The organism is Ramlibacter sp. AN1015, assembly GCF_037726105.1.
Taxonomy (GTDB): domain Bacteria; phylum Pseudomonadota; class Gammaproteobacteria; order Burkholderiales; family Burkholderiaceae_C; genus Ramlibacter.
The window spans coordinates 61,180-86,803 of record NZ_JBBJUM010000010.1; the positions used below are offsets into that span (position 1 = coordinate 61,180).

A 25,624-nucleotide genomic window follows, 5' to 3' on the forward strand; every position below is an offset into this window, starting at 1 on the left:
CGGCCCTGCGGTGCTACTGCACGAACCCGATCGAGCGTGCTTCGCGCACTTCCGGCTTGATGCGGTGCTCGGCTTCGAGCTGTTCGAGGAAGTCCTCGGGCTCGAAGCTGGCGCACAGGATCACGCTCTGGCGCTTGACGGCGGCGAAGTCGCCTGGGCATAGCTGCTCCAGGCGTGCCAGGCGGTTGCGGATCTCCGGCGTGAGGCGGCTGGCGTCGCCCTCCAGCACTTCGACCACGAACATGCGTTCGCGCTGCGCGCTCGTGAGCGGATTGAAGCGGATCTTGAAGGTGAAGCGGCGCAGCGCGGCCTGGTCGATGCGGTCGAGGAGGTTGGTGGTGCACACGAAGATGCCGGCAAAGCGTTCCATGCCCTGCAGCATCTCGTTGACCTCGGTGACCTCGTAGGTGCGCTGCGCACCGCGCCGGTCCTGCAGGAAGCTGTCCGCTTCGTCCAGCAGCAGCACGGCCTTTTCGGTCTCCGCCTCGCGGAACATGGCGGCCATGTTCTGCTCGGTCTCGCCCACGAACTTGCTCATGAGGTCGCTGGCCTGCTTGATCAACAGCGGGCGCTGCAAGCGTTGGGCGATGTGCTCGGCCAAAGCGGTCTTGCCGGTACCCGGGGCGCCGTAGAAGCACAGTGTGCCGTGGCCGCTGGCCTGCAGGGCGGCCACGATGCGCGGGAGCTCGAAGCGGGTCTCGACGTTGAGCATGTCGAGGTCGTAGTTGGTGGCGCTGCGACGCTCGCTGGTGCCGGGGCCGCGCACGCCCAGCGCGTGGTCGGCGTTGTGCAGCTGGCGCTCGATGAGCGCCTCGACCCCGACTGCGTCGCAGCGCGCCAGTTCGGCAAAGCGTGCCGCGGTGCGGATCTGCGCCGGCGTGAGGCCCTTGCGCTCGGTCAGCTTGACGACGAACGCGTCGGACACCGCCACCCCCTCGAGCGTCTTGCGCACCAGTTGCTCGCGCGCACCGGGCGGCGGCGATTTCAGCTCCAGGTGGTAGGCGAAGCGGCGCCGGAACGCGGGGTCGATCTGCTCGATGCGGTTGGTGACCCAGATCGTGGGCACCGCGTTGGTCTCCAGGATCTGGTTGACCCAGGCCTTGCCGCTTACGCTGCCGTTGCTGGGCGCCACCACCTGCTCCGCACGCGCCATCAGCTGCGCCGCCTCGGAGCTGATGGGAGGAAACACGTCCTCGACCTCGTCGAACAGCAGCGCGGCCTGGGCACTGCCCTTGAGGAAGACCTGCGCGATCTGCAGCGAGCGGTAGCGGTCGCGGCCCGACAGGGAGTTGCCGTCGCGGTCGGCGTACTCGACTTCGAAAAGCTCCAGCGCCGCGGCCTGCGCGAGCACCTTGGCCAGTTCGGTCTTGCCGGTGCCCGGGGGCCCGTACAGCAGCACGTTCACGCCCGGCTCCTTGCGCGCGACGGCATTGCGCAGCAGGCTGCACAGCACCTGCACGTCGTCCTCGACAAAGGCGAAGTCGTCCAGCGACAGCGCGCTCTTGCTGGAGGGCCGCGTGAAGACGGCCATCAGCTCGGCCTGGTCGCGGTACTCGCGCATCAGCACGGGGGGCAGCTTCTCGCTGACCTTCATCAGGTCGGCCAGATCGGTGATGTTGTGCTCGGAAATAAGGTTCTCGACGAGGCCGATGCGCTCGAGCCGCGAGCCTGCGCGCAGCGCCTCGCCGACCTCGCTGGGCGCCACGCCCGCGATCTCCGCGATGGCCGCGTAGGCCTCGGGTGCATTGTTGACCTTGAACTCGACCAGGATGCTGCGCAGGTCGCGCTGGTAGCGCGCCAGGGTGCCGTATAGCAGCAACGCGCGCTCGGCCCGGTTCAGCTGGAGCAGTCCCGAGAGCGCGTCGATGTTCTTTTCGACCAGCGTGCTCTGCTTCTTCAGCGCGTGGGTGAGCCAGTCACCGGTGACGCTCAGCACCGACAGCAAGTCCTTCGGCTGGTCCTTCGCGTACTCGTCCAGGTAGAAGAAGAGCGTGCCCTCCTCGTAGGGGCCACGCCAGATGCCGTGGCGCTCGAGGAAGTCGCGGGTGGACAGCGCTTCGTGCCCGCGCCAGAACTCGTTGTCCTTGCAGCGCCTTCCGAGGAACTCGCGCAGCCGCGCGAGCGTGGACACCGGCCACACGAGGTGACGCCCGGCCAGCGACAGCAGCCCGTTGAGGTCGCGGCGCACGTTGAACTTGCCACCCTGCTTGGCCGCCAGCGTCAGCACGAAGTGCGAGCACATCATGTCCAGCACCGGCGCGTCTTTGAGACCCGGTGAAGGAAGGACCTGCACATCGACAGCACGCTTGACCATGGAAGCCTCCGGCGGCCACCGCTGCCGCGATGGTGCGGGCCATGCTACATGGATTGGGGGCGCGGTGGTGGGCTGCTGCGCCGGTCGGCAAAGTCGGAGAATGACCGCATGATCGAACTCGCCGACATCCGCCGCGCTGCCGAGCGCCTGCGCGGCCAGGTTCTGCAGACGCCCTGCGTGGAGTCGCGCACGCTGTCCGAGCTGACGGGCTGCCAGGTGTTCCTGAAGTTCGAGAACCTGCAGTTCACCGCGTCGTTCAAGGAGCGGGGCGCCTGCAACAAGCTGGCCATGCTGGCCGAAAGCGCGAATCCGCCGACTGGCGTGATCGCCATGAGCGCCGGCAACCACGCGCAGGGTGTCGCCTATCACGCCCAACGCCTGGGCTTGCGCGCGGTCATCGTGATGCCGCGGTTCACCCCAGGCGTGAAGATCGAGCGTACCCGCGGTTTCGGCGCCGAGGTCGTGCTGCACGGCGACACGCTGGACGCGGCGCGCACGCATGCCCTCGAGCTGGCGGCGACGCAAGGCCTGAGCCTGGTGCACCCCTATGACGACGCGGATGTCATCGCCGGCCAGGGTACGGTGGCGCTGGAGATGCTGGAAGCCGTGGGTGACCTCGACAGCGTGGTGGTGTCCGTCGGCGGCGGTGGCCTGGTCGCGGGCATGGCCACCGCGCTCAAGGCGCTGCGCCCGGCCATCGAGGTAGTGGGCGTGCAGGCGCTGCGCTTTCCCACCATGTACAACGCCATCAAGCACGCGACGCTGCCGGTCGGGCAGACCTCCATTGCCGAAGGCATCGCGGTGGGCACGCCGGGGCGGCTCGCGCGCGAGGTGGTCGAGCGGCTGGTGGATGAGATCGTGCTCGTCGATGAAGGCGACATCGAGCAGGCCATCGTCATGCTGCTGGAGATCGAGAAGACGCTGGTGGAGGGCGCCGGCGCGGCCGGGCTCGCGGCGCTGCTGAAGGAGCCCGAGCGTTTCCGCGGACGCAAGGTGGGGCTGGTGCTGTGCGGCGGCAATATCGATCCGCTGCTGCTGGCGGCCATCATCGAGCGCGGCATGGTGCGCGCCGGCCGGCTGGCGCGCATCCGGGTGAGTGCGCGCGACGTGCCCGGCTCGCTGGCGCGGATCACGGCCACCGTGGCCGAAGCCGGCGCCAACGTCAACGAGGTGCACCACCAGCGCGCCTTCACCATGCTGGCCGCGCAGAACGTCGAGATCGAGCTGGTCATCCAGACCCGCAACCGCGAGCATCTGCGCGCCGTGCTGGACGCGCTGCACACGGCGGGCTTCCAGGCCGGCGAGATGTAGAGTCTCGCGTCATGCAAGAACAAGAGCTTCAGGCGGCGCTGTCCGCGTATTTCGCTCCCTGGGTGCAGGCGCTGGGCCTGGCGGTGCAGTCGGCCCAGGGCGATACCGTGCTGCTGCGCCTGCCGGCCAGCGACCAGCTCGCCCGGTCCGGCGGCACCCTCTGCGGCCAGGCCATGATGGCCGCGGCCGACACGGCCATGGTGCTGGCGCTCATGCAGCATTTCGGCGCGTTCCGTCCCTGCACCACGGTGCAGCTCGCGAGCTCGTTCCTGCGTCCGCTGTCGGGGCAGGACGCGCTGGTCGAGGCCCGGGTGCTGCGTGCCGGCAAGAGCCTGGCTTTCGGCGAGATCGATATCCGCGGTGCGCAGGACGGGCGCAGCGCCTGCCGCGCCACCACCACCTACGCGCTGCTCTGAAGCCGCGGGTCCAGGGCTGCGGCTGGGGCCGCGGTGGCAGCGGCCGCTGCTCTGCCCAGGGCCGGTAAAATCGCCCGTTGCACCGTTGGCCATCACAACACCCGAGGTACCGCACATGTCCACCCCCGAACCCCGCCACAGCCATGGCGACAGCCACAGCCCCAGCGAGGGCGTGCCAGCCGAGCCGCACGACCCGGTCGAGGGCATCATCCACAGCGTTCCCATCGTGCTGCCCCTCGTCGGCGGCGTGTTGATGTTCCTGCTGGCCTTCATCGCCATCTACCTGGCCTGATCCGCAGCGGCTGAGCAGGCCGAACACGGCGGCGATGCCGCACCCTTCATCGAAGCCCGTGCCCGCCTAGTGCAGGCACGGGCTTCGTGCTTTCTTGACCGGTCGAGCACGATCCTTGGGCCGGCATGGCGCCATGCATGTTTTGCATGGAATTGCTTTGTAACCAAGACCCGTGCCGGGGCTGCTTGCCTAGAATCGATTCCCCAGCCGGCTCTCCCTGCCGGCTGAGCCAAGCCCGATTTCCACAGAGGCTGCTCGCCACGCGCTGGAGACGCTCCTTCTTTGGAAATCAGGTTTCCAACATCAGGAGCTTTGGGAATGAACTCTCCCGTCATGCAGGGCCTGGCCCTGAACACCCCCGCCTGGGTCCGCAACGCGAAGTTGATCGCCTGGGTGGCCGACATGGTGGCCCTGTGCAAGCCCGATTCGGTGGTCTGGTGCGACGGCAGCCAGGAGGAATACGAGCGCCTGTGCCAGCAGCTGGTGGACGCCGGCACGCTCAAGCGGCTCGATCCGGTCAAGCGCCCCAATTCCTACCTCGCGTGGTCCGACCCCAGCGACGTGGCCCGCGTGGAGGATCGCACCTTCATCTGCTCGCGCAGGAAGGAAGACGCCGGCCCCACCAACAACTGGACCGATCCTGCCGAGATGCGCGCCACCCTGCAGCCGCTGTTCGACGGCAGCATGCGCGGGCGCACCATGTACGTGGTGCCTTTCTCCATGGGCCCGCTCGGCTCGCCCATCGCCCACATCGGCATCGAGCTGTCCGACAGCCCCTATGTGGCGGTGAACATGAAGCTCATGACCCGCATGGGCCGCGCCGTCTACGACGTGCTCGGGGTGGACGGCGAGTTCGTGCCCTGCGTGCACACGGTCGGCGCACCGCTGGAGCCGGGGCAGAAGGACATTCCCTGGCCCTGCAACAAGACCAAGTACATCGTCCACTACCCGGAAACGCGCGAGATCTGGTCCTACGGCTCGGGCTACGGCGGCAACGCGCTGCTGGGCAAGAAGTGCTTCGCCCTGCGCATCGCCTCCACCATGGGACGTGACGAGGGCTGGCTGGCCGAGCACATGCTGATCCTGGGCGTGACCAGTCCTGCGGGCAAGAAGTACCACGTGGCCGCTGCATTCCCGAGCGCGTGCGGCAAGACCAACTTCGCCATGCTGATCCCGCCCAAGGGATTCGAGGGCTGGAAGGTCACCACCATCGGCGACGACATCGCCTGGATCAAGCCCGCGGCCGACGGGCGGCTCTACGCGATCAATCCCGAGGCCGGCTACTTCGGTGTCGCGCCGGGCACCAACATGGAGACCAATCCGAACTGCATGGCCAGCCTGGGCCGCGACGTGATCTTCACCAACGTGGCGCTCACCGACGACGGCGATGTCTGGTGGGAGGGCATGGGCCCGGCGCCGGCACACGCGATCGACTGGCAGGGCAAGGACTGGACGCCCGAGCTGGCCCGCGAGACCGGCGCCAAGGCGGCCCACCCGAACGCGCGCTTCACCGTGGCGGCCACCAACAACCCGGCGCTCGATCCGGCCTGGGACGACCCGAAAGGCGTGCCCATCGACGCCTTCATCTTCGGCGGTCGCCGCTCCACCACGGTGCCGCTGGTGACCGAGGCGCGCAACTGGGTCGAGGGCGTGTACATGGCGGCGACCATGGGCTCGGAAACCACGGCGGCGGCCTTCGGCCAGCAGGGCGTGGTGCGCCGTGATCCGTTCGCCATGCTGCCCTTTGCCGGCTACAACATGTCGGACTACTTCCGGCATTGGCTGGACCTGGGCCGCAGGCTGGAGGCCTCGGGCGCCCGCCTGCCGCGCATCTACACCACCAACTGGTTCCGCAAGGGCGCGGACGGCAAGTTCGTCTGGCCGGGCTACGGCGAGAACATGCGCGTGCTCAAGTGGATGATCGATCGCATCGAAGGCGCGGTGCAGGGCGACGAACACGTCTTCGGCGTGAGCCCGAGCTACGAGGAACTGAACTGGACCGGCCTGGACTTCAGCCGCGAAAAGTTCAATGCCGTCACCAGCATCGACAAGGCCGCCTGGTTGAAAGAGCTGCAGCTGCACACCGAGCTGTTCGAGCAGCTGGCCTACCACCTGCCCCAGGAGCTGGGCGCCACCAAGGCCCAGATCGAGAAGCGGCTGGCTGCCTGAGCTTCGAGTTCCACCGTCCGAGCCGGTTGAGCCTTTCACCTGCCGGATGCATGGTGTAAGTGGGCGCTGACACTGTTGCGCCTCCAGAGTCACTGCCGCAAGAGCGGCTGCCCGCCCTTGAAAGCAAGACGCCCCAGCACTGCTTGGGGCGTCTTGCATTTCACATCGAGTTCGCCACTGCCCGCGGCGCTTCGCTCAGGAGCGGCCTGCTTGTCGGGTTGCCAGCAGCCGCGCCCGGCGGCGTTCGGCGCGTCGCCGTGCCACCTGCTGCGACCACGCGTCGAGTGGATCCAGCAGCGATCGCGGCAGCTGCCGGGCCAGCCACAGCATCAGCCGGCCGGGCGCGGCCAGCAGTGCCAGCATCAACGCACCGTACGGACGTCGCGCAGCGAGCGCGCTTCCATGCCGCGGCTGATGTCAGCCATGACACGGGCGTCGGTCAGGGCAAGTTCCCAGACGCGGCGATCTTCCGCTGCCTGGAAACGGCGGGCACGCCAGTTCGCCAGCAGCCCCGAGGCCGTGGCGGCGGCGCGTCGCACCGGAGCGGCGAACAGCGCCAGGGCGGCGAACGCAACCAGCCACATCACGATCCAGGCGGCCAGCAGATGGCCATCCGTCCAGGTGTCCACGACCTGGTTCGCCAGGGCCACCACGGCTGCCACGACGGCTGCGAGAACCACGCTGCCGTGGGCGGTGCGCCGCCAGGCGGAGCCGAAGAACTCGACCGAACGCGCGAGGCGGGCAGCACCCGAGTGCTCGACGGGAAAGTGGGGACGTACGAAGGTGGTCATGAGGGTGCCTTTCGGAGGTGACTACTGCCGGCGGGCGGCCGGCTTGCGTGGGACGAATATTAGGGTTCCCCCTGATATTTGCCAAATTTAGAATGGTGATGAATACCATTCAACAAACATATGATTGCCGCATGAGCTCGCCCAACTTCCGCACTCTCGACCTCAACCTGCTACGCGTGTTCGATCAGGTGATGGCAGAGCGCAACCTCACACGGGCCGCACGCAACCTTTCCATGACCCAGCCGGCGGTGAGCAATGCGCTGGCGCGGCTGCGCGACTTTCTTGATGACCGGCTGGTGGTGCGCAGCGGCTACGGCGTCGAGCCCACGCCGCGGGCGCTGGCCCTGTGGCCCGCAGTGAGCGAAGCCTTGCGGCAGCTCGAGGCATCGATCGCGCCGGGTTCCTTCGCCGCTGCCGAGGCATCGAACACCTTCGTGCTCGCCATGGCCGACGCCACAGCGGCCGAGCTCATGCCCGGCCTGGTGGAGATCATCGAGCGCGAGGCTCCGGGCATCTCCGTGCGGGTGCTGCCGCTCACCACGCGCGACCCGCGGCGCCTGCTCGACGAGGGGCAGATCGATCTGGCGGTGGGCTACTTCCCGGCGGTGCTTGCCGACCTCACGGCGCAAGCCCAGGCCGGCGTCGCCGCCGTGTTCGACCACCAGCGCCTGTACGACGGGCGCTATGTCTGCGTGATGCGCGATGCGCATCCCCTCGCCGCTGCCGAGCTGACGCTCGACGCCTTCTGCGCCGCGCACCATCTGCTGGTGAGCTTCTCCGGCCGGCCTTTCGGCTTCATCGACGAGGCGCTCGCATCGCTCAACCGCAAGCGCCGCATCGTGCTGACCGTCAACCAGTTCTTCACCGCAGGCCGGGTGGTGTCCGGCTCGGACCTTCTCACCGTGCTGCCGCACCACTTCGTACGCGTGACCGGCATGGCGAGCGAGCTCACCTGGCGCGAACTGCCGTTTCCGGTGCCCGCGGTGCACGTGGACGCGCTGTGGCATCGCCGGGTCGGCACGCGCGGCGACCACCGCTGGCTGCGCGGTGCCGTGTCGGACGCCGCGGCACGGGCGTTCGCGGCGCAGGGCGACATGCCTGCCGCGGGCGCAGCGGCAGAATCGGCGCCGTGAAAATCCAGCTTCTGTCCGACCTGCATCTCGAAACGCAGCCCGACGTGCAGGTGCGGCCCGCACCGGGAGCCGACGTGCTGGTCCTGGCCGGCGACATCGGCTCCTACCAGCGCGGCAGCCGTCTCGCTGGCACCGATGACTTCGGGCTGGAGCGTTTCTCGCCGCGCCACGGCTGGCCCACTCCCGTGCTGTTCGTGCCGGGCAACCACGAGTACGACGGCCTCGATTTCGACACCACCCACGCGCGGCTGCGCAGCACCTGCGAACGCCTGCAAATCCACTGGCTCGAACGCGAGGTGCTGGTGCTGGGCGGCGTGCGCTTCGTCGGCACGACCCTGTGGACCGACTTCGAGGCACTCGCCGGGGCGGCACCCGATACGGTGCGGCGCATCAAGGCGCGCGAGAAGGCCATGCGGGCGGCCAACTTTTACCTGCAACGCTACAGCGCCAGCCGCGGCGGCGAGCCGGTGCTCGCGGACGGCTGGCGGGCCCTTGGCCTGGCCTGCCAGGAGTGGTTGCGCGAGGCGCTGGCGCGGCGCTTCGACGGCACCACGGTGGTGGTCACGCACTTTGCCCCCAGCCTGCGCAGCGCCGACCCGCGCTACGGGCTCACCCCGGGCACCGCCGGTTTCTGCAACGCACTCGACGAGCTGTTCGCGCGCGCCGACCTGTGGCTGCATGGCCACCTGCATTGCCCGCAGGACTATCTCGCCGGCGCCTGCCGGGTGGTGGCAAACCCGCTGGGCTATGCCAGCAAGGGAGAGCAGGAGAGCTTCCGGCCCGACCTCGTCATCGACACGCAGCGCCTCACCTCAGGCGTCGCCGTCTGACTCGGCGGCCGGCTGGGCCGTGCTAGCCTCGCAGACTTCCCTTGGTGGAGGTATGCCATGAAGATCCTGCTTGCCGTCGATGGCAGCGAGTACACCCGCAAGATGATCGACTACGTGGTCAACCAGCCCGCGCTGTTCGACCCGGCCCACGACTACACCGCGTTCACTGCCCAGATGCCGCTGCCCAACCACGCGGCATCCGTCGTGGGCAGCAACACGACGCACGACTACTACGAGGACGAGTCACGCAAGGTGCTCGACCCCGTGGTGAGCAAGCTCCAGTCCGCAGGCCTGCGCGCGACCGGCGCCTGGAAGGCCGGCCACGTGGGCGAGACCATCGCCGAGTACGCCGAGCAAGGCGGCTACGACCTCATCCTCATGGGCTCGCACGGGCACGGCGCCCTCGGGCGGCTGGTGATGGGCTCGGTGGCGAGCCGGGTGCTGTCGCACTGCAAAGTGCCGGTGCTGCTGGTGCGCTGACCCGCCGCGCGCTGCGTGCCATGACCGCGTGGAGCCAGGCAGCCGCAGAACTGCGGCGAGCCGTTGTGCCGCGGCTGCGTTGATCGGGTGCCCGGGCTGCTCGCATGCCCCCGGTTCTGGCGAGACCGAGCACAAGGCGACGTGCGAGGCCACCCGCTACGCACCGGAGGCCGCCCACGAGGGTGGCGCAGACCGTGATGAAGCCAACGCGAGAGTGCGCCTCGCGCCCGGAAGCTCCGTGCGTGCATCCAGCGGACACGCACAGCAGGCGACCCGGGCCTTGGCCGCGCCGATTTCAGGCGCGCGAGGCGCTGCTGGAGGCGCACTCCGGCTACTGCAAGCAGCTGCTCTCGACCTTGCAGCCACGCCCTGGTCAGATGAAGGGGCGCCGCCTGCTCCGGCGCGGCGCGGCTGCCGGCGCGGGCTCGGGTCGGGCGGATGCGCTGCCGTACCCCGCGATGTGCAGCGCTTCGCGCTCGGTCGCGTCCATGGCGGCGATCGCTGCGCGGATGTCCTGCGGCGTGTGCAGGCCGCATGCCTGCAGGCTTGCGCACACCGCCGCTTGCTCGCGCTCGAGTGCCGAGCCCCGCTCGTGCAGCGCCTGGTCTGCCTGGCGGAACCACTGACGCCAGCGCGCGAGTGCGTCCGCGTCGTCCTCTCCGGCGACCTGCTTCGTCGCGGCGGCGTCACTTGGCTGGCGGGTCGGCATGCGGGGCCCCTTCGTGGTGCCGGCGTGGTGGCGACCGGCGTGCCCGGACGGCTGCCTGTGCCCTGTCTGCGACGTGCAAGTGCATGCGTCAATCGACCGGGTTTTCCAACGGATTGCGCAGGTCGGCTGGCGCCGGGGGCACCGTCTTGCCCTGCGCCGTCATCCATTCGGTGGTGCGCGCCAGGGTGTCGAACGCCTGCCGAACGGCCGCTTCGGTGTCGGGCCCGGGTGCGTGCAGCCACGCCTGTATCGCCATGCGGCACGACCCCCAACGCCGTTCCAGCTCGGCCAGTTCCAGCCCGGACAGCATGCGCTTGCCCCTGCCAGGCGCACCCTCTCCGCTGCCGTGCTGCTCGCGACGCTGCTGGCGCAGCGAGGCTTCGTCCAGGCTGCCGCGCGCCGCGGCAACCGCACGCTGGCGCTCCAGCTCGGCGAAGCCGGAGCGATCTGGCGGTCCGGCGGACGCCATTCCCAGAAGCACGCCCATCGCGGCGTGATCGACGCGGCTCATCGCCGCATCGACGATGGATGCTGCCGCCGGCATGTTCGACGGAACCATCGCGGCGGCGCGTGCAGAGGCGGGCGCCGGCGCGGGCGCGTCCCGTGTTTCCCCTTCCGGGGCGGCAGGCGGCGGCGGTGCAGCGACTTGCGTCGCCGCCGAAGCAGCGGGTGGGGTGTGCGGGAGCATGGCAGCCGACGTCCCGGAAGCGCCGGCTGCGCCTGCGCCCTGGCCCGGTGCCGGGTCACCAGCCGGGGTGGACGGCATCGCGACGGCCAGGCGCTGAAGTACTGTCGCCGCAGGTGACGGCGCGGGCTGAGCACGCTGCGGCGTTCGCGTTGCGGAGAAGCCAGCCTCGGAAGCGCGCGCCGCGTCAGGGGCGGCAGGCTGCGCGGTGGGTGCGGGGCCGCCGCGGCCTGCCTGCGCGGTCTGCGCAGTTTGCTCGACGGCGCTCGCGGGTGCTGCCTGTGGCGGCGGCTGCTGCATGACCACCCCGGACCGACCCGGCGGCTCCTGCGGCGCCGGCGGCACGCCCTGCGCGGCGAGCGCGGTCCCCAGCTGCTGTGCCTGGCGCACGAGCTCCTGCACGCGGGCGCGGTTCGCGGCGTTGGGCTGCGCGGCTTCCTCGGCCAGGGCACGCGCGAGTTCTCGCGAGAGCTGGGCCAGGCTCTCGCGTCCCGCCAGGTTGTGTGCCAGCTGCGCATCGACGGCCACGAAGCGCGTGAGGTGCGCGGTCGCGGCGCCGGTGTGGACGGCCGCAGGCATCTGCCCGGCCGATGCTGTTGCCGTTGCGGCAGCCGCCGCGCGCGACGCGCTTGCCTTAGGCGGCGCGGCAGGCACTGCGGAGGGCGGGCTGCGATCGACCATCAGCGCTTCGGATGGAAAACGGCGACGGTCAGCAGGCCGCAGCCCCACGCGGCTGCGCGTGGCGCGCTCGCCCGGGGCACGGCGATGCCGGGAATGGCGGTGTCGCGCATGGTGCCCCTGCGATGCTGTCGCGCGCTTGCCAGAAGACCGCGATCGAAGAGGCGTCGGCGCAGGGCAGGCAGGCGACCGTGCGCACGGACATGTGGTGATCCTTTTCGGCTGAAGGGTGTCGGGGCCTGGTGAGTTTCGTGCCGATGCGGATGGTTCCACACAGCGCGCAGCCGCAAGGCGGGGCTCCTCACGGCCGCGAAGATGGCCCGGCGCAGCGGAGGCGACGCGATCTGGAGACCGCAAGCCGGCCGCGGACGGGCGATCGCGACGGGTGACCGCTCAGTGCAGCAGCCGGGGGAGCGCGAGAAAGCTGAGGACCGCGGCGTCGAAGTCGTCCGGCGCCTCCAGATTCTGCAGGTGGCCGATGCCGCGCATCTCGACGTAGGTGCTGCTCGGGATGGAGCGGCCCATGCGCTGCATCACCTCGGGCGTTGCATGGCGGTCGCGCTCGCCGGCCACGAGCAGGGTGGGCACATGGATGTTGGCAAGGCAGGCGTCGCGGTCGAAGGCGGTCATGGCCTGGAGGGCACGGCGGAAGGTCGAGGGGTGCACCTGGGCCATGCAGTGCTGTGCAAGTCGCACGCCCTCGGGCAACGAGCCCGGCCCCACCAGCTGTGGCACCAGCATGTCGGCCAGGGCTTCCATGTCGCCGGTCCCGTGCAGGGCTTCGGCACGCTGGGAGACCAGCATGCCGTCGAAGGCCGCGTAGGAGGGGCTGGTGCCGCACAGCACGAGCTTGTCCACCAGTTCCGGCCGGCGCGCCACGACCTCCTGCGCGACCATGCCCCCCATGTCGTGCCCCAGCAGCACGACGCTCGGGCACTGCAGCGCGTGGATGAGTGCGATGCAGCGTTCGGCCAGGCCCTTGAAGGTATAAGGCTCGATAGGGGGGCTCACGCCGTACCCTGGCATGTCCCATGCAACGGCACGGTAGCCCGCCATCGCCAGCGACTCGACCTGGGGTGCGAAGGCAAGGTGCGTCGCGGCGACGCCATGCAGCATCAGCACGGTCGGACCGGCGCCGAGCGTGGTGAAGGTAGGCAAGCTCATCGGTCCCCCTGTGCTCTGCTTCGGGGCATACTACATGAAATTTCATGGAATAAAGCTGGCACGATGACCCCGCCCCGACGCGCCCAGGCGCCGAGTTTCTCGGCGCGCGAATTCAGAGCGGCGCTGGGCATGTTCGCCACCGGCGTCACCATCGTCACCACCCGCAGCACCGACGGCACGCCGATCGGGCTCACCGCCAACTCCTTCAATTCGGTCTCCCTCGAGCCACCGCTCGTGTTGTGGAGCCTGTCGCAGGCGGCGGCATCGCTGGCGGCCTTCCGGGCGGGCTCGCACTACGCCATCAACGTGCTCGCGGCCGACCAGAAGCTGCTGGCCGAACGCTTCGCCGCCAAGGGCGCCGATCGCTGGCGCGGCGTCGACTCGGCGGCGGGCGTAGGCGGCGCACCCCTCATCGCAGGCGCGGCGGCCACCTTCGAGTGCTTCAACCGCAGCCGCTACGACGAGGGCGACCACGTCATCTTCGTCGGCGAGGTCGAGCGCTGCACCTGGCGCCAAGGTGCCTCGCCCCTGCTGTTTCACGGCGGCCGCTTCTACACCGAGCTGCCGCTATAGGAGCCGCTGGCGATGTCCGACCGGTTCATCGACAACTACCTGGGGCATCTGCTCGGGCAGGCCAACTACGCGGTCTACAAGGATTTCGACGACCACGTCCGCGCGGCGGGCCTGAGTCCGGTGGAGTGGCGCGTGCTGGCCACCCTGCACGATGGTGAGCCGCTGACCGTAGGCCAGCTCGCGCGCGAGGTGCTGTCCAAGCAGCCCACCCTCACGAAGCTGGCGCAGCGGATGGCAGAACAGGGATGGGTGGCACTGCTGGCCGATGCGCACGACCAGCGCTGCACGCGGGTCGCCGCGACGGCCGCCGGGCGGCGGCTGGTCAAGCCGCTGGTGGAGGAGGCCCGCCAGTACGAGGCCCGCATCCTGCGCACGCTCGGTCCAGGAGAGACCCGCGTGCTGCGACGCCTGCTGGAAAAGCTCGCCGCCGGCTAGCCATGCACTGCGGGTGCGGTGCGGTGCGGAGCGCGCCGCCGGCGGAGGTGCTCGCGCATGCCGCGGCTACAAGGACTCGCGCGCGTGCCACCTCAGGTGGTCGTCGATGAAGCTCGCGATGAAGTAATAGCCGTGGTCGTAGCCGGCGTGGCGGCGCAGGGTGAGCGGCTGCCCGACCTGCGTGCAGGCCGCCTCGAGCAGCTCGGGGCGCAATTGCTCGTCCAGAAATTTGTCGGCCGTTCCCTGGTCGATCAGGATGCCGCCGGGGTAGGGCGGCGCGGCCTGCCGGCGCATCAGCGCAGTCGCGTCGTGCGCCTGCCATGCCGCGTGGTCCGCCCCAAGATAGCCGCCGAATGCCTTCTGTCCCCAGGGCACCTCGCTGGGCGCGCAGATCGGGGCGAACGCCGACAGCGTGCGAAAGCGTCCCGGATGCCGCAGGGCCAGCGTGAGCGCGCCGTGGCCGCCCATCGAATGGCCACAGAGGCCGATGCGCCGCGCGTCCAGGCGCAGCTGCTCGACCAGCATCGGCAGCAGCTCGTCGCAGATCCAGCTTTCCATGCGGTAGTGGGTGCGCCATGCGGGCTCGGTGGCATCGAGATAGAAGCCCGCGCCGACGCCGAAATCCCAGTGCTCGGCCTCGCCCGCGACTCCCGCGCCGCGCGGGCTCGTGTCGGGGGCGATCAGCACCAGCCCCAGTTCGGCGGCGAGCCGCTGCGCGCCGGCCTTGGCCATGAAGGTCTCCTCGGTGCAGGTGAGGCCGGCCAGGTACAGCATCGCCGGCAGCTCGCCGGCACCGCCAGCCGCCGCCGGCGGCAGGAACACCGAGAAGCGCATCGGCAGCCCGATGGTGCGCGACGCGTGCCTGCAAAAGCGCACCGTACCGCCGAACGCGGCGTGCTCGCTCAGGACCTCCATCGCGCGCTCCTCAATAGACGACGACGGCACGGATCGACTCGCCGCGCTTCATGAGATCGAAGCCCTCGTTGATGCGCCCGAGCGGCAGGGTGTGCGTGATGAGGGAGTCGATGTCGATCTTGTGGTCCATGTACCAGTCGACGATGCGCGGCACGTCGGTGCGGCCGCGCGCGCCGCCGAAGGCCGAGCCTTTCCATTGCCGGCCCGTGACCAGCTGGAACGGGCGGGTGCTGATCTCCTTGCCGGCTTCGGCCACGCCGATGATGACGCTCTGGCCCCAGCCCTTGTGGGTGCACTCCAGCGCCTGGCGCATCACTTGCGTGTTGCCGATGCACTCGAAGCTGTAGTCGGCGCCGCCGTCGGTGAGCTGCACGATGGCATCGACCACGTTCTCCACCTCCTTCGGGTTGATGAAGTGCGTCATGCCGAACTGCCGCGCCATCTGCTCGCGCGCCGGGTTGATGTCGATGCCGATGATCTTGTCGGCTCCCACCATCCTGGCGCCCTGGATCACGTTGAGCCCGATGCCGCCGAGGCCGAACACCGCAACCGTGGCGCCCGCCTCGACCTTGGCCGTGAAGAGCACCGCGCCGATGCCGGTGGTCACGCCGCAGCCGATGTAGCAGACCTTGTCGAAGGGCGCGTCGGAGCGGATCTTCGCCATCGCGATCTCGGGCGCGACGATGTAGTTGCTGAAGGTGCTGGTGCCCATGTAGTGCAGCAGGGGCTGGCCGTCCAGGCTGAAGCGGCTGGTGCCATCGGGCATGAGGCCCTTGCCCTGCGTCGTGCGAATGGCCTGGCACAGGTTGGTCTTGCGCGACAGGCAGAACTTGCACTGGCGGCATTCGGGCGTGTAGAGCGGAATCACGTGGTCGCCGGGCTTGAGCGTGGTGACGCCCGGGCCCACATCGACCACGATGCCCGCGCCCTCGTGTCCGAGGATGGCGGGGAACATGCCTTCCGGGTCGGCGCCGGAAAGCGTGTAGTAGTCGGTGTGGCAGATGCCGGTGGCCTTGATCTCCACCAGCACTTCTCCCGCGCGCGGGCCGTCGAGATCGACGGTTTCGATGGACAGCGGCTGGGCAGCCTTCCAGGCCACGGCGGCACGGGTTTTCATGCACAACTCCTCGTGTTCGACAAGGGCGCAAGTGTCGCACCGTTGCCCGCGGCGCGGGGCCCGGCGCCTGCGGCTGTGCCTGCGCGCACAGGCACTGCTGCGGCGTGCGCCGCGCGAGTTCGCGGCCTGCTTCGTCGGCCCTCGCGCCGCGCCCACGCGGCGGAGCGCGGGCGGGGCACCACTAAGATCGGCGCATGTTCCAGCGCAAAGAACACCTCGATACCCTCGCCGTCTCGCTGCTTCTGGCCTGCTGCGCGTTCTGGGGCTTCCAGCAGATCCTGATCAAGGTCACGGTGCCCGAGGTGCCCGCGCTGTGGCAGGCCTCGCTGCGCTTCATCGGTGCCACGGCGCTGCTGGGGCTGTGGTGCGCGGTGCGCGGCGTTCCGCTGTTCCAGCGCGACGGCACGCTGGGCGCGGGGCTGCTGGCGGGGCTGCTGTTCGCCGGCGAGTTCGCCTGCCTCTACCTGGGCCTGCGCGACACCACCGCCTCGCGGCTCACGGTGTTCCTCTACACCTCACCGTTCGTGGTGGCCCTGCTGCTGCCGCGGTTCGTTCCGGCCGAGCGGCTGCGCACGGTGCAGTGGGCCGGCCTGGTGCTCGCGTTCGCCGGCGTGGCGCTGGCGTTCGCCGAAGGCTTCGTCAACCAGGTCGCGGGGCCCCACCAGCTGCGCGGCGACGCCCTGGCACTCGCGGCCGGCACGCTGTGGGGGCTCACGACGCTGGTGATCCGCAGCTCGCGCCTGGCGACGGCCAGTGCCGAGAAGATGCTGTTCTACCAGGTGGGGGTGACGGCGCTGGTGGCGCCCCTGCTGTCGGCGCTCCTCGGCGAGCGCTGGTCTTTCGCGTACTCGGGAATGGCCTGGGGCTCGCTCGCGCTGCAGACCGTGGTGGGTGCCTTCGCGAGCTACCTTGCGTGGATGTGGATGCTGCGCCACTACCCGGCCACGCGGCTGTCGTCGTTCACCTTCCTCACGCCTTTGCTCGCGCTGGTGCTGGGGGCGGTGCTGCTGAACGAGCCGCTCACGGTGCAACTGATGGTCGCGCTGGCGGGGGTGGCTGTGGGCATCGTGCTGGTCAACCGCAAGTCCGCCGTCGCGGCGGCACCTCAGGGTGCGCGGCGCCGGGCGTAATCGACGTACCAGTCGAGGCTGTCCGGATTGGCCATGGCGTCCCGGTTGACCACCTTCTCCAGCGGCTGCCCGAGCAGCAGCTTCTTGACCGGCAGCTCCTGCTTCTTGCCCGAGAGCGTGCGCGGAATTTCCTCGACCTGCACGATCTCGTCGGGCACGAAGCGCGGCGACAGCGCCTCGCGCACCGCGCCGGCAATGCGAGCGCGCAGCGCGTCGTCCAGCGCGAGCCCGGGGCGCAGCACCACGAACAGCGGCATCCAGCTCGCACGCCCGAGGTATTCGAGATCGACCACCAGCGAGTCCATCACTTCGGGCAGCGCCTCCACCGCGCTGTACAGCTCGCTGGTGCCCATGCGCAGGCCGTGCCGGTTGATGGTGGCGTCGCTGCGGCCGTAGATGATGCAGCCGCCTCCGGATGTGATCTTGAGCCAGTCGCCGTGGCGCCAGACCCCCGGGTACATGTCGAAGTAGCTGGAGAGATAGCGCGCGTTGCCTTCGTCGCCCCAGAAGAAGAGCGGCATCGACGGGATGGGCCGGGTGCACACCAATTCGCCCACGCTCCCGACCACTGGATGCCCGTGTTCGTCCCAGGCTTCGACGGCGCAGCCGAGCAGGCGGCATTGCATCTGCCCTGGAACCTGCGGCAGTTCCCGGTTGCCCCCGATGAAGGCGCCGGCGAAGTCGGTGCCGCCGGAGATGTTGCACCACCAGATGTCCGGCGTGCCGAGTGCGGCGAACTGTGCCGTGCCCCAGCGCTGCACGTCCTCCGACAGCGGCGAGCCGGTGGTCCCCAGCGCGCGCACGGCGGGCAGGCCGGGAATGTCCGCCAGCGACACGCCCGCCTTCATGCAATTGGCATAGAACGCAGCGCCTGCGCCGAAGAAGGTGACTCCATGGTCCGCGGCGAAGCGCCAGAGGGTGGTCCAGTCGGGGCGCTCGCGCGAGCCGCCCGGGTTGCCGTCGTAGATGCAGCAGGTGGTGCCGTTCAGCAGGCCTGCGATCTGGGCGTTCCACATCACCCAGCCGGTCGAGCTGTACCAGTGGAAGCGCTCGCCCCGGCTGTTGGGGTGGTAGCTGCAGCCCACGTCATTGTGCAGGCAGCCCAGCGCGAGCGCCACCAGCACCGTGCCGCCGTGGCCGTGCACGATGGGTTTGGGCAGGCCGGTGGTGCCGCTGGAGTAGACGATCCACAGGGGGTGGTCGAAGGGCAGCCACAGGGGCTCGAAGGCTTCGGTGGCGCCGTCGTCGCGCGCCAGCACTTCGGCGAGCAGCGTGCAGGGTGCGAGGGTGTCCAGGGGCAGCTGCAGCTCCTGGTGCACGAGCAGGTGGCGCACGGAGGGCAGCGCGTCGCGCAGCTCGGCCACGGTGGCGACGCGGTCGTGGTCGCGCCCGCCGTGGCGCACGCCGTCGCAGGCGATCAGCACCCTGGGCTCGATCTGGCGGAAGCGGTCGAGCATGGCGCGCGCGCCCATGTCGGGCGCGCACAGGCTCCACACCGCGCCGATGCTGGCCGTGGCCAGGAATGCCACCGCCGCCTCGGGCACGTTGGGCAGGTAGGCCGCCACCCGGTCGCCCGGCTGCACGCCTTGCGCGCGCAGGTGCAGGGCAAGGGCGGCGACCTGCCGGCGCAGCTCGGGCCACGACAGCGCGCGCTCGACGCCGCGCTCGTTGCTCGCGAGCAGGGCCGGCATGCCGGCGGCGTGCGCGGCATCGACGTGGCGCAGCACCTGGTGGGCGTAGTTGGATTGCGCGCCGGAGAACCAGCGGGCCCCCGGCATGCGGTCTTCGGCCAGCACGGCCTGATGCGGCGTGGGCGAGCGCAGATCGAAGTAGTCCCAGACGCTTTGCCAGAACGCGGGCAGGTCGGCTGTGGACCAACGCCAGAACGCGTCGTAGTCGTCGAAAGAGAGACCGTGCCGCGCGCGCAGCCAGTCCTGGTAGAGGCGGATCTGGGGAACGAAAGGAGCTCGCATGGCCCGAGCCTAGCGGCCACGCGCCGCCGCGGCCATGCTGGATTTCCATGGAACCGCGCGTGCGGCCGCCGCCCGCTGCATGGCGTGCCTATTGAGCGGCGCAGCGCGAGCCCCTACCATTGCTCTTCTTTTAGGAGCGAGGAGAAAACAGCATGGGAATGTTCGACTGGACGCAGCGGCCGTCCGAGGTGGTGAGCCAGGGCGGCGTGATCGCGCCGGACGAGCGCCTGCCGTGGCCCCAGACCGCGGTGATGGGCGTGCAGCACGTGATCGCGATGTTCGGGGCCACCGTGCTGGCGCCGATCCTCATGGGGTTCGACGCCAACGTGGCCATCCTCATGAGCGGCATCGGCACGCTGATCTTCTTCCTCGTGACCGGCGGCAAGGTGCCCAGCTATCTGGGCTCCAGCTTTGCATTCATCGGCGTGGTGATCGCCGCCACCGGCTACGCGGGCAAGGGCATCAACCCCAACATCGGCGTGGCCCTGGGCGGCATCGTCGCCTGCGGCATCGTGTACTTCGTGATCGGCGCCATCGTGCACGCCTCCGGCACCGGCTGGATCGAACGCTTCATGCCGCCCGTCGTCACCGGTTCGGTGGTGGCGGTGATCGGCCTCAACCTCGCCGGCATCCCCATCAAGAACATGGCGCCGACCAATTTCGACGCCTGGATGCAGGCCGTCACCTTCGTTTCCGTGGCCCTGGTGGCGGTGTTCACCCGCGGCATGGTGCAGCGCCTGCTGATCCTGGTGGGCCTGATCGTCGCGAGCGTCGTCTACGCGGTGCTGACCAACGGCCTCGGGCTGGGCAAGCCGCTCGACCTCTCCGGCGTGGCCGGCGCCGCCTGGTTCGGCATGCCGGGCTTCGCCGCCCCGGTCTTCAGCGGCCCGGCCATGCTGCTGATCGCCCCGGTGGCCATCATCCTGGTGGCCGAAAACCTCGGGCACATCAAGGCCGTCACGGCCATGACCGGACGCAACCTCGACGTCTACATGGGCCGCGCCTTCATGGGCGACGGCGCCGCCACCGTGCTCAGCGGTGGCGTCGGCGGCACCGGCGTCACCACCTACGCCGAGAACATCGGCGTGATGGCCGCCACCCGCATCTACTCCACCGCGGTGTTCCTGGTGGCGGCGCTGATCGCCATCGTGCTGGGCTTCTCGCCGAAGTTCGGCGCCGTGATCCAGGCCATCCCGCTGCCCGTGATGGGCGGCGTGTCCATCGTGGTGTTCGGCCTGATCGCGGTCGCTGGCGCGCGCATCTGGGTCGATAACAAGGTCGATTTCTCCGACAACCGCAACCTGATCGTCGCGGCCATCACGCTGGTGCTGGGCACCGGCGACTTCACGCTGCGCTTCGGCGACTTCGCCCTGGGGGGCATCGGCACCGCCACCTTCGGCGCCATCCTGCTGTGGGCCTTCCTGGGGCGTGGCGCACCGAGCCGCGGCCGCACGGAAGTCGCCGACGCACCCGTTCGCTAAGATGGCCGCCATGCGCATCTGGACCCACCCGATCTCCGTCGAGCTGCTCGCGCAGAGCCACCGCAACACCGCGCCCGAGCTGCTGGGAATGGAGTTCCTGGAGGTCGGCGACGACTTCATCCGCGCCCGCGTGCCGGTGGACCACCGCACCCGCCAGCCCTACGGCCGGCTGCACGGCGGGGTGAGCGTGGTGCTGGCCGAGACCCTGGGCTCCTGCGGCGCGGCCTACAGCTGCCCGCCAGGACACCAGGTGGTCGGACTGGACATCAATGCCAACCACCTGCGCGGTGTCACGGAGGGCTGGGTGACCGGCGTCACGCGGCCGGTGCACATCGGGCGCAGCACCCAGGTGTGGCACATCGACATGCACGACGACCAGGGGCGCCTGAGCTGCGTCTCGCGCATCACCATGGCGGTGCTGGCGCCGCGCTGATTCGCTGGGCCGCCGCGCGGCGCGTGTGGCGCAGCGTGTGCGGCGCTGAACGGGTGCGCGGCAGCCCGTCACATCGAGACCGCGTCGTGCTGCCTACGCGGGCCGCGTGTCCTGCGCCCCCTCCGCACTCCCGCCCGCGTCCTGCTCCAGGTTCCCGGCCTCGCCCTTGTCCTCGCCGTCCGCGGCATGTGCCCGGGCCAGTCGGTCGCTGCGCCAGTAGATGTCGTCGCCGCCGTCCAGGCGGTTGAGCACCCGTGCGAGCACGAACATCAGGTCCGACAGCCGGTTGAGGTATTGCCGCGGCGCTTCGCGCACCGGCTCCTCTGCGCCGAGCGCCGTCACCGTGCGCTCGGCGCGGCGTGCCACGGTGCGGCAGACGTGGGCCTGTGAGGCCGCCCGGGTGCCCGCCGGCAGGATGAATTCCTCCAGCTTGGGCAGCCGCGCATTGTGCTCGGCCAGCGCCTCGTCCAGTGCGAGCACCGCGTCGGGCTTGAGCAGCTCGAAGCCGGGGATCGACAGTTCGCCGCCGAGGTTGAACAGCTGGTGCTGGATGTCCGCCAGGAGCTCGCGCAGCGACTCGGGCATGGGCTCGCATCGCAACACGCCGATGTGCGAGTTGAGCTCGTCCACATCCCCCATCGCGTGCACCCGCAGGCTGTGCTTGGGCACGCGGCGGTTGTCGCCCAGTCCGGTGCTGCCGTCGTCCCCGGTGCGGGTGGCGATCTGGGTGAGGCGCTTGCCCATGGGTTGCTCCCTGTGTCTTGTGCGGACGCACATTCTCGCGCGCGGCTGGGCCCCGGGTCATGTCCTACGCGGCTTTGCTAGCCCTGCGCATGGGCAATACGTTCTCCGGGCGGCACGATGGGTCGTGGGCCTGCTGTCCGGGCCGAAAGGTATTGCCATGACCGCACGATCGATTCAACTCACCGCTGCCGCACTGTTGGCCTCGGCGGCCGGCCTGGCCCTGGCACAGGCCGCCGGCGGCGTGGTGTCGGGTGGGGCGCGCGCCCCGGCCGGCGCCGCCGCGGGAGCCATCGGGGGCATGGTCGGACCGGGTGCCATGGGCGGAGCCGGCATCGGCACCGCCCCGGGCGGCTTCGTCGGCTCGGGGGCGGGCTCGGCCGGCGGATCGGTGGCCGGTGCCGCCGGCAGTCCCGGCCTGGCGCCCGGCGCGCCCGCGCCGGGGGGATTGCCCTCCCCGATCCAGGGCAGCCTGCCCTCGCCCATCCAGGGGAGCCTGCCGGGCCCGATCGGCGGCACGCTGCCCTCGCCGGTCCCGGGCAACCTGCCCTCGCCCCAGCCGTATCCCGGCGGCGTGCCCTCGGGGGTGATCACGCCACCCGGAACGGCCGAGCCCGGCACGGGGATCATCTCGCCGCCGATCGGCGCCACGCCGGCCGCCCCGCTGGGGACCGTGCCGGGCGGGGTTGGCGCGGCAGGCCTGCCAGGGTCGTTCGGCGGCACAGCCGGGCTGCCCGGCAACCCCGGAGGAACTGCCGGCCTGCCCGGAGCCGGCGCCGTCGTGCCCGGCGGGCCGGGCTTCGCCACCGGTGGCGGCGTACCCGGGGGCATTGCCGGCGGCATCGCAGGCGGCGTCGGGCGTGGTATCGGCGCTGCGGCAGCCGGCGGGCCGGCCGGCGCCGGCTATCCGGCGGCCGGCGCCGTCGCGCCTTCGACCGCCACCATGGGCGGCGCCCCGGCTGCAGCAGGTGCGATCACGGCGGTGGATGTCGCACGTTCGTTCCTTGCGGCCGATCGCGACGGCGACGGCGAGCTCACCCGTGCCGAGGCGCAGTTCCTGATGGCGAGTCCGCTGAGCTTCGAACAGATGGACCGCAACGGCGACGGCAGGGTCTCGCGATTCGAATACCAGGACGCGCTGCTGCCGTAGCGAGCGGCCGGGTCTTCGCGCGTTGCGCACAGCGCCTGGCCCGTGTGCACGCCAGGGCCTGCGCCTCACGCCCCCCACGCCATCCTGCCGAATGGATGCCCCACGCCCGGGGGCTTGCAGGCCGGGAGTCGTCGGCTCCGGCAGGCGGACATACACTGCGGTTTTCTCCGCTTTCCGCCGCCCTGCCGAGGCGCCGCGCAAGGACTTGCCATGAACGCCCCCACCGACCTCACGCAGCTCGTTCCCGCCATCGATCAGCGCGAGGTGCCCGACGCGCTGATCGATGCGCTCAAGGCGCGATTCGCCACCCAGTGCTCCACCGCCGCCGCAGTGCGCGAGCAGCACGGCCGCGACGAATCCTCGTTCAGCGTGCCGCCACCGGCCGCCGTCGTGTTCGCGCACAGCACGCAGGACGTGGCTGATGCGGTGGCGCTGGCGGCGCGCTGGGACGTGCCGGTGATCCCCTTCGGTGTCGGCTCCTCGCTCGAGGGCCACCTGCTGGCCGTGCAGGGCGGCATCAGCATCGACGTGGCGGGCATGAACCGCGTGCTGTCGGTCAACGCCGAGGACCTCACCGTCACGGTTCAGCCGGGCGTCACGCGCAAGCAGCTCAACGAAGAACTCAAGAGCACCGGCCTGTTCTTTCCCATCGATCCCGGGGCGGACGCGAGCCTGGGCGGCATGTGCGCCACCCGCGCCAGCGGCACCAACGCCGTGCGCTACGGCACCATGCGCGAGAACGTGCTGGCGCTGGAGGTGGTCACCGCCAGTGGCGAGGTGATCCGCACCGGCACGCGCGCACGCAAATCCTCCGCCGGCTACGACCTCACGCGGCTGTTCGTCGGCAGCGAAGGCACCCTCGGCGTGATCACCGAGGTCACGCTGCGCATCTATCCGCAGCCCGAAGCCATCTCCGCCGCCGTCTGCTCGTTCCCGAGCATCGAGGCGGCGGTGCGCACCACCATCCAGGTGATCCAGCTGGGCGTGCCGATCGCGCGCGTCGAGCTGATCGATCGGCATACGGTGCGCATGGTCAACCAGCACAGCAAGCTCGGCCTGCGTGAGGAGCCGATGCTGCTGATGGAGTTCCATGGCTCGCCCGCCAGCGTGCAGGAGCAGGCCCAGACCGTGCAGGAGATCGCCTCGGAGTTCGGCGGCAATGCGTTCGAGTGGGCCACCACGCCCGAAGAGCGCACCCGCCTCTGGACGGCGCGGCACAACGCCTACTTCGCTGCGATCCAGTCGCGCCCGGGCTGCCGCGCCATCTCCACCGACACCTGCGTGCCGATCTCGCGGCTGGCCGACTGCCTGCTCGATTCGGTGGAGGAAGCCGAGGCCAGCGGCCTGCCGTACTTCCTGGTGGGCCACGTCGGCGACGGCAACTTCCACTTCGGCTACCTGCTCGACCCCGACTCGGCCGACGAACGCGCCACGGCCGAACGGCTGAACCACACCCTGGTGGCACGCGCCCTGCGCCTGGGCGGCACCTGCACCGGCGAGCACGGGGTGGGCCTGCACAAGATGGGGTTCCTGGTCGATGAAGCCGGCGCGGGCGCCATCGACATGATGCGCACGATCAAGCGCGCGCTCGACCCGAAGAACATCATGAACCCGGGGAAGATCTTCGCGCTGTAGTCGGCGCGACGCTGCCGGCCTGCTGGTGCAGCCAGGCTGCACGGCCGCTGCGATGGCAACGGGCAACCGCGGAGGCGACCGCCAATGGGTGCCGGCGCCATCGGAACGCCCTACGGTCGGGCGGCGACGTCGGCACCTGCCGGCCTGGTTAGCGTTTGCGCGTCCCCAGCCACATCACCGCGCCCACCACCACCAGCGCACCCAGCACCTGCACCGGCGCGATGGCCTGGCCGAGGATCATCCAGGCCAACACCAGGGCGAAGACCGGCTCGACGTTCATGATGGCCGAGTTGCCCACCACGCCCAGCCGCGGCAGCACGGTGAAAAGAATGGTGATGGCGGTGCCGTAGAGGAAGGTGAGGGCCAGCAGCCCGCCCCAGCCCGCCGCCGCGGTGGGCAGGTGGAAGCCGCCGCGCGTGGCCACCATGCCCAGGGCCACCAGGCCGGCGATGGCCATGGTGCTGGCGGTGCGCACGCGGCCATCGATGTCGGCGACCTCGTGCTGGGTGACGACAAGCGCCATCCCGAAGCTCGCCGCGGCCGCCAGCGCGAAGGCCACGCCCGCGCCGATGCGCGCCCACTGGCCGCCGGCGCCCAGGCCGGAGGCCGCGCCGAACACGTCCAGCGCCAAGGCCAGGCCAACCAGGATCATCGGCATCGCCAGCACCACGGCGCGCTCGGGCCGGTGCTTGTAGATCGCCCAGGCCCAGAGCGCGGTCCACAGCGGATAGGTGTTGAAGGCCAGCAGCGCCAGCGCCACCGGCAGCCGTGCGACCGAGGAATACAGGCACAGGCTCTGCACGCCCACCAGCAGCCCGATGGCCGGCAGCATGCGCTTGTGGCGCGCCGTGAAGCGCGGGCGTGCGCCCTGCACGGCGAGGATCAGCACCACCACCGCCGCGGTGACCAGGCTGCGGAACACCACCGCCGTGGCGACATCGACGCCGTGGTTGAAGGCGATGCGCGCGGCCACGTGGTTCGCGCCCATCATGAGGGCCACCAGCAGCAGGGTGGCGAAGGCCGCGCCGGTGAGGGCGCGCACCGGGACCGCGGCGGCGGTGCCGGCCAT

The 25,624-nt window shown here is 70.2% G+C and carries 25 protein-coding genes; 14 read left to right on the forward strand and 11 right to left on the reverse strand.

What is annotated here, in order from left to right; translation table 11 throughout:
* Window positions 1-13 precede the first annotated feature (13 nt).
* Complete coding sequence (locus WG922_RS16115) at window positions 14-2,314, reverse strand: ATP-binding protein (protein WP_340283774.1); 2,301 nt, start codon at window positions 2,312-2,314, stop codon at window positions 14-16.
* 48 nt (window positions 2,315-2,362) lie between these two features.
* Between WG922_RS16115 and WG922_RS16120 the strand changes: the two genes are divergently transcribed.
* From WG922_RS16120 to WG922_RS16135, 4 genes are all read left to right on the forward strand, one after another.
* Window positions 2,363-3,625: a threonine ammonia-lyase gene (locus WG922_RS16120; RefSeq protein ID WP_340283775.1), complete on the forward strand. Its 1,263-nt coding sequence runs from the start codon at window positions 2,363-2,365 to the stop codon at window positions 3,623-3,625.
* A gap of 11 nt (window positions 3,626-3,636) precedes the next feature.
* Window positions 3,637-4,041 carry a PaaI family thioesterase gene (locus WG922_RS16125; protein WP_340283777.1) on the forward strand — a complete coding sequence of 135 codons (405 nt, stop codon included), beginning with the start codon at window positions 3,637-3,639 and terminating at the stop codon, window positions 4,039-4,041.
* A gap of 115 nt (window positions 4,042-4,156) precedes the next feature.
* Window positions 4,157-4,333 (forward strand): hypothetical protein, encoded by a 177-nt coding sequence (locus WG922_RS16130; protein WP_340283778.1) that lies wholly within the window; start codon window positions 4,157-4,159, stop codon window positions 4,331-4,333.
* 318 nt (window positions 4,334-4,651) lie between these two features.
* Entirely contained in the window at window positions 4,652-6,502 is a 1,851-nt protein-coding gene (locus tag WG922_RS16135) for a phosphoenolpyruvate carboxykinase (GTP) (RefSeq protein ID WP_340283780.1), read from the forward strand.
* A gap of 195 nt (window positions 6,503-6,697) precedes the next feature.
* On the opposite strand, the gene WG922_RS16140 is transcribed toward WG922_RS16135, so the two are convergent.
* Window positions 6,698-6,865: a hypothetical protein gene (locus WG922_RS16140; RefSeq protein WP_340283781.1), complete on the reverse strand. Its 168-nt coding sequence runs from the start codon at window positions 6,863-6,865 to the stop codon at window positions 6,698-6,700.
* Complete coding sequence (locus WG922_RS16145; protein WP_340283782.1) at window positions 6,865-7,293, reverse strand: hypothetical protein; 429 nt, start codon at window positions 7,291-7,293, stop codon at window positions 6,865-6,867. Before WG922_RS16145 ends, WG922_RS16140 begins: the two co-directional genes overlap by 1 nt.
* Window positions 7,294-7,424: 131 nt before the next feature.
* On the opposite strand from WG922_RS16145, the gene WG922_RS16150 reads away from it, so the two are divergent.
* Genes WG922_RS16150 through WG922_RS16160 form a run of 3 tightly spaced genes read left to right on the forward strand, consistent with a single transcriptional unit; the run spans window position 7,425 to window position 9,736 of the window.
* Window positions 7,425-8,426 carry a LysR family transcriptional regulator gene (locus WG922_RS16150; RefSeq protein ID WP_340283783.1) on the forward strand — a complete coding sequence of 334 codons (1,002 nt, stop codon included), beginning with the start codon at window positions 7,425-7,427 and terminating at the stop codon, window positions 8,424-8,426.
* Complete coding sequence (locus WG922_RS16155) at window positions 8,423-9,256, forward strand: metallophosphoesterase (RefSeq protein ID WP_340283784.1); 834 nt, start codon at window positions 8,423-8,425, stop codon at window positions 9,254-9,256. Before WG922_RS16150 ends, WG922_RS16155 begins: the two co-directional genes overlap by 4 nt.
* A gap of 57 nt (window positions 9,257-9,313) precedes the next feature.
* Window positions 9,314-9,736 carry a universal stress protein gene (locus WG922_RS16160; RefSeq protein WP_340283785.1) on the forward strand — a complete coding sequence of 141 codons (423 nt, stop codon included), beginning with the start codon at window positions 9,314-9,316 and terminating at the stop codon, window positions 9,734-9,736.
* 373 nt (window positions 9,737-10,109) lie between these two features.
* On the opposite strand, the gene WG922_RS16165 is transcribed toward WG922_RS16160, so the two are convergent.
* The 3 genes from WG922_RS16165 to WG922_RS16175 all read right to left on the reverse strand — a co-directional run bounded on the left by WG922_RS16165 (window position 10,110) and on the right by WG922_RS16175 (window position 12,972).
* Complete coding sequence (locus WG922_RS16165) at window positions 10,110-10,445, reverse strand: hypothetical protein (protein WP_340283786.1); 336 nt, start codon at window positions 10,443-10,445, stop codon at window positions 10,110-10,112.
* Between the two features lie 88 nt (window positions 10,446-10,533).
* The gene (locus tag WG922_RS16170; RefSeq protein ID WP_340283787.1) at window positions 10,534-11,709 is read right to left on the reverse strand and encodes a hypothetical protein; all 1,176 of its coding nucleotides are present in this window, start codon (window positions 11,707-11,709) and stop codon (window positions 10,534-10,536) included.
* A gap of 492 nt (window positions 11,710-12,201) precedes the next feature.
* Entirely contained in the window at window positions 12,202-12,972 is a 771-nt protein-coding gene (locus WG922_RS16175) for an alpha/beta fold hydrolase (RefSeq protein WP_340283788.1), read from the reverse strand.
* Window positions 12,973-13,035: 63 nt separating this feature from the next.
* On the opposite strand from WG922_RS16175, the gene WG922_RS16180 reads away from it, so the two are divergent.
* Window positions 13,036-13,545, forward strand: coding sequence for a flavin reductase family protein (locus WG922_RS16180; RefSeq protein ID WP_340283789.1), 510 nt, complete (start codon window positions 13,036-13,038; stop codon window positions 13,543-13,545).
* A 12-nt stretch (window positions 13,546-13,557) separates the two neighbouring features.
* Complete coding sequence (locus tag WG922_RS16185; protein WP_340283790.1) at window positions 13,558-13,980, forward strand: MarR family winged helix-turn-helix transcriptional regulator; 423 nt, start codon at window positions 13,558-13,560, stop codon at window positions 13,978-13,980.
* A gap of 66 nt (window positions 13,981-14,046) precedes the next feature.
* Here the strand turns inward: WG922_RS16185 and fghA are convergent, their stop codons facing one another.
* The gene (gene fghA, locus WG922_RS16190; protein WP_340283792.1) at window positions 14,047-14,895 is read right to left on the reverse strand and encodes an S-formylglutathione hydrolase; all 849 of its coding nucleotides are present in this window, start codon (window positions 14,893-14,895) and stop codon (window positions 14,047-14,049) included.
* A gap of 10 nt (window positions 14,896-14,905) precedes the next feature.
* Complete coding sequence (locus tag WG922_RS16195) at window positions 14,906-16,012, reverse strand: S-(hydroxymethyl)glutathione dehydrogenase/class III alcohol dehydrogenase (RefSeq protein ID WP_340283793.1); 1,107 nt, start codon at window positions 16,010-16,012, stop codon at window positions 14,906-14,908.
* Between the two features lie 194 nt (window positions 16,013-16,206).
* On the opposite strand from WG922_RS16195, the gene WG922_RS16200 reads away from it, so the two are divergent.
* Window positions 16,207-17,142, forward strand: coding sequence for a DMT family transporter (locus tag WG922_RS16200; RefSeq protein WP_340283794.1), 936 nt, complete (start codon window positions 16,207-16,209; stop codon window positions 17,140-17,142).
* On the opposite strand, the gene WG922_RS16205 is transcribed toward WG922_RS16200, so the two are convergent.
* Window positions 17,118-19,115 (reverse strand): acetoacetate--CoA ligase, encoded by a 1,998-nt coding sequence (locus WG922_RS16205; protein ID WP_340283795.1) that lies wholly within the window; start codon window positions 19,113-19,115, stop codon window positions 17,118-17,120. The two genes, WG922_RS16200 and WG922_RS16205, sit on opposite strands and share 25 nt — an antisense overlap.
* A gap of 152 nt (window positions 19,116-19,267) precedes the next feature.
* Between WG922_RS16205 and WG922_RS16210 the strand changes: the two genes are divergently transcribed.
* Together WG922_RS16210 and WG922_RS16215 are read left to right on the forward strand one after the other, a co-directional pair.
* Entirely contained in the window at window positions 19,268-20,596 is a 1,329-nt protein-coding gene (locus WG922_RS16210) for a solute carrier family 23 protein (protein ID WP_340283797.1), read from the forward strand.
* 10 nt (window positions 20,597-20,606) lie between these two features.
* Window positions 20,607-21,029, forward strand: a complete 423-nt coding sequence (locus tag WG922_RS16215; RefSeq protein WP_340283798.1) for a hotdog fold thioesterase — start codon at window positions 20,607-20,609, stop codon at window positions 21,027-21,029.
* 93 nt (window positions 21,030-21,122) lie between these two features.
* On the opposite strand, the gene WG922_RS16220 is transcribed toward WG922_RS16215, so the two are convergent.
* Window positions 21,123-21,773 carry a cob(I)yrinic acid a,c-diamide adenosyltransferase gene (locus WG922_RS16220; RefSeq protein ID WP_340283799.1) on the reverse strand — a complete coding sequence of 217 codons (651 nt, stop codon included), beginning with the start codon at window positions 21,771-21,773 and terminating at the stop codon, window positions 21,123-21,125.
* 157 nt (window positions 21,774-21,930) lie between these two features.
* Between WG922_RS16220 and WG922_RS16225 the strand changes: the two genes are divergently transcribed.
* Both WG922_RS16225 and WG922_RS16230 read left to right on the forward strand, forming a co-directional pair.
* Window positions 21,931-22,920, forward strand: a complete 990-nt coding sequence (locus WG922_RS16225) for a hypothetical protein (RefSeq protein WP_340283801.1) — start codon at window positions 21,931-21,933, stop codon at window positions 22,918-22,920.
* 210 nt (window positions 22,921-23,130) lie between these two features.
* Window positions 23,131-24,555, forward strand: a complete 1,425-nt coding sequence (locus WG922_RS16230) for an FAD-binding oxidoreductase (RefSeq protein ID WP_340283802.1) — start codon at window positions 23,131-23,133, stop codon at window positions 24,553-24,555.
* A 148-nt stretch (window positions 24,556-24,703) separates the two neighbouring features.
* Here the strand turns inward: WG922_RS16230 and WG922_RS16235 are convergent, their stop codons facing one another.
* Window positions 24,704-25,624 carry a DMT family transporter gene (locus tag WG922_RS16235; protein WP_340283804.1) on the reverse strand — a complete coding sequence of 307 codons (921 nt, stop codon included), beginning with the start codon at window positions 25,622-25,624 and terminating at the stop codon, window positions 24,704-24,706.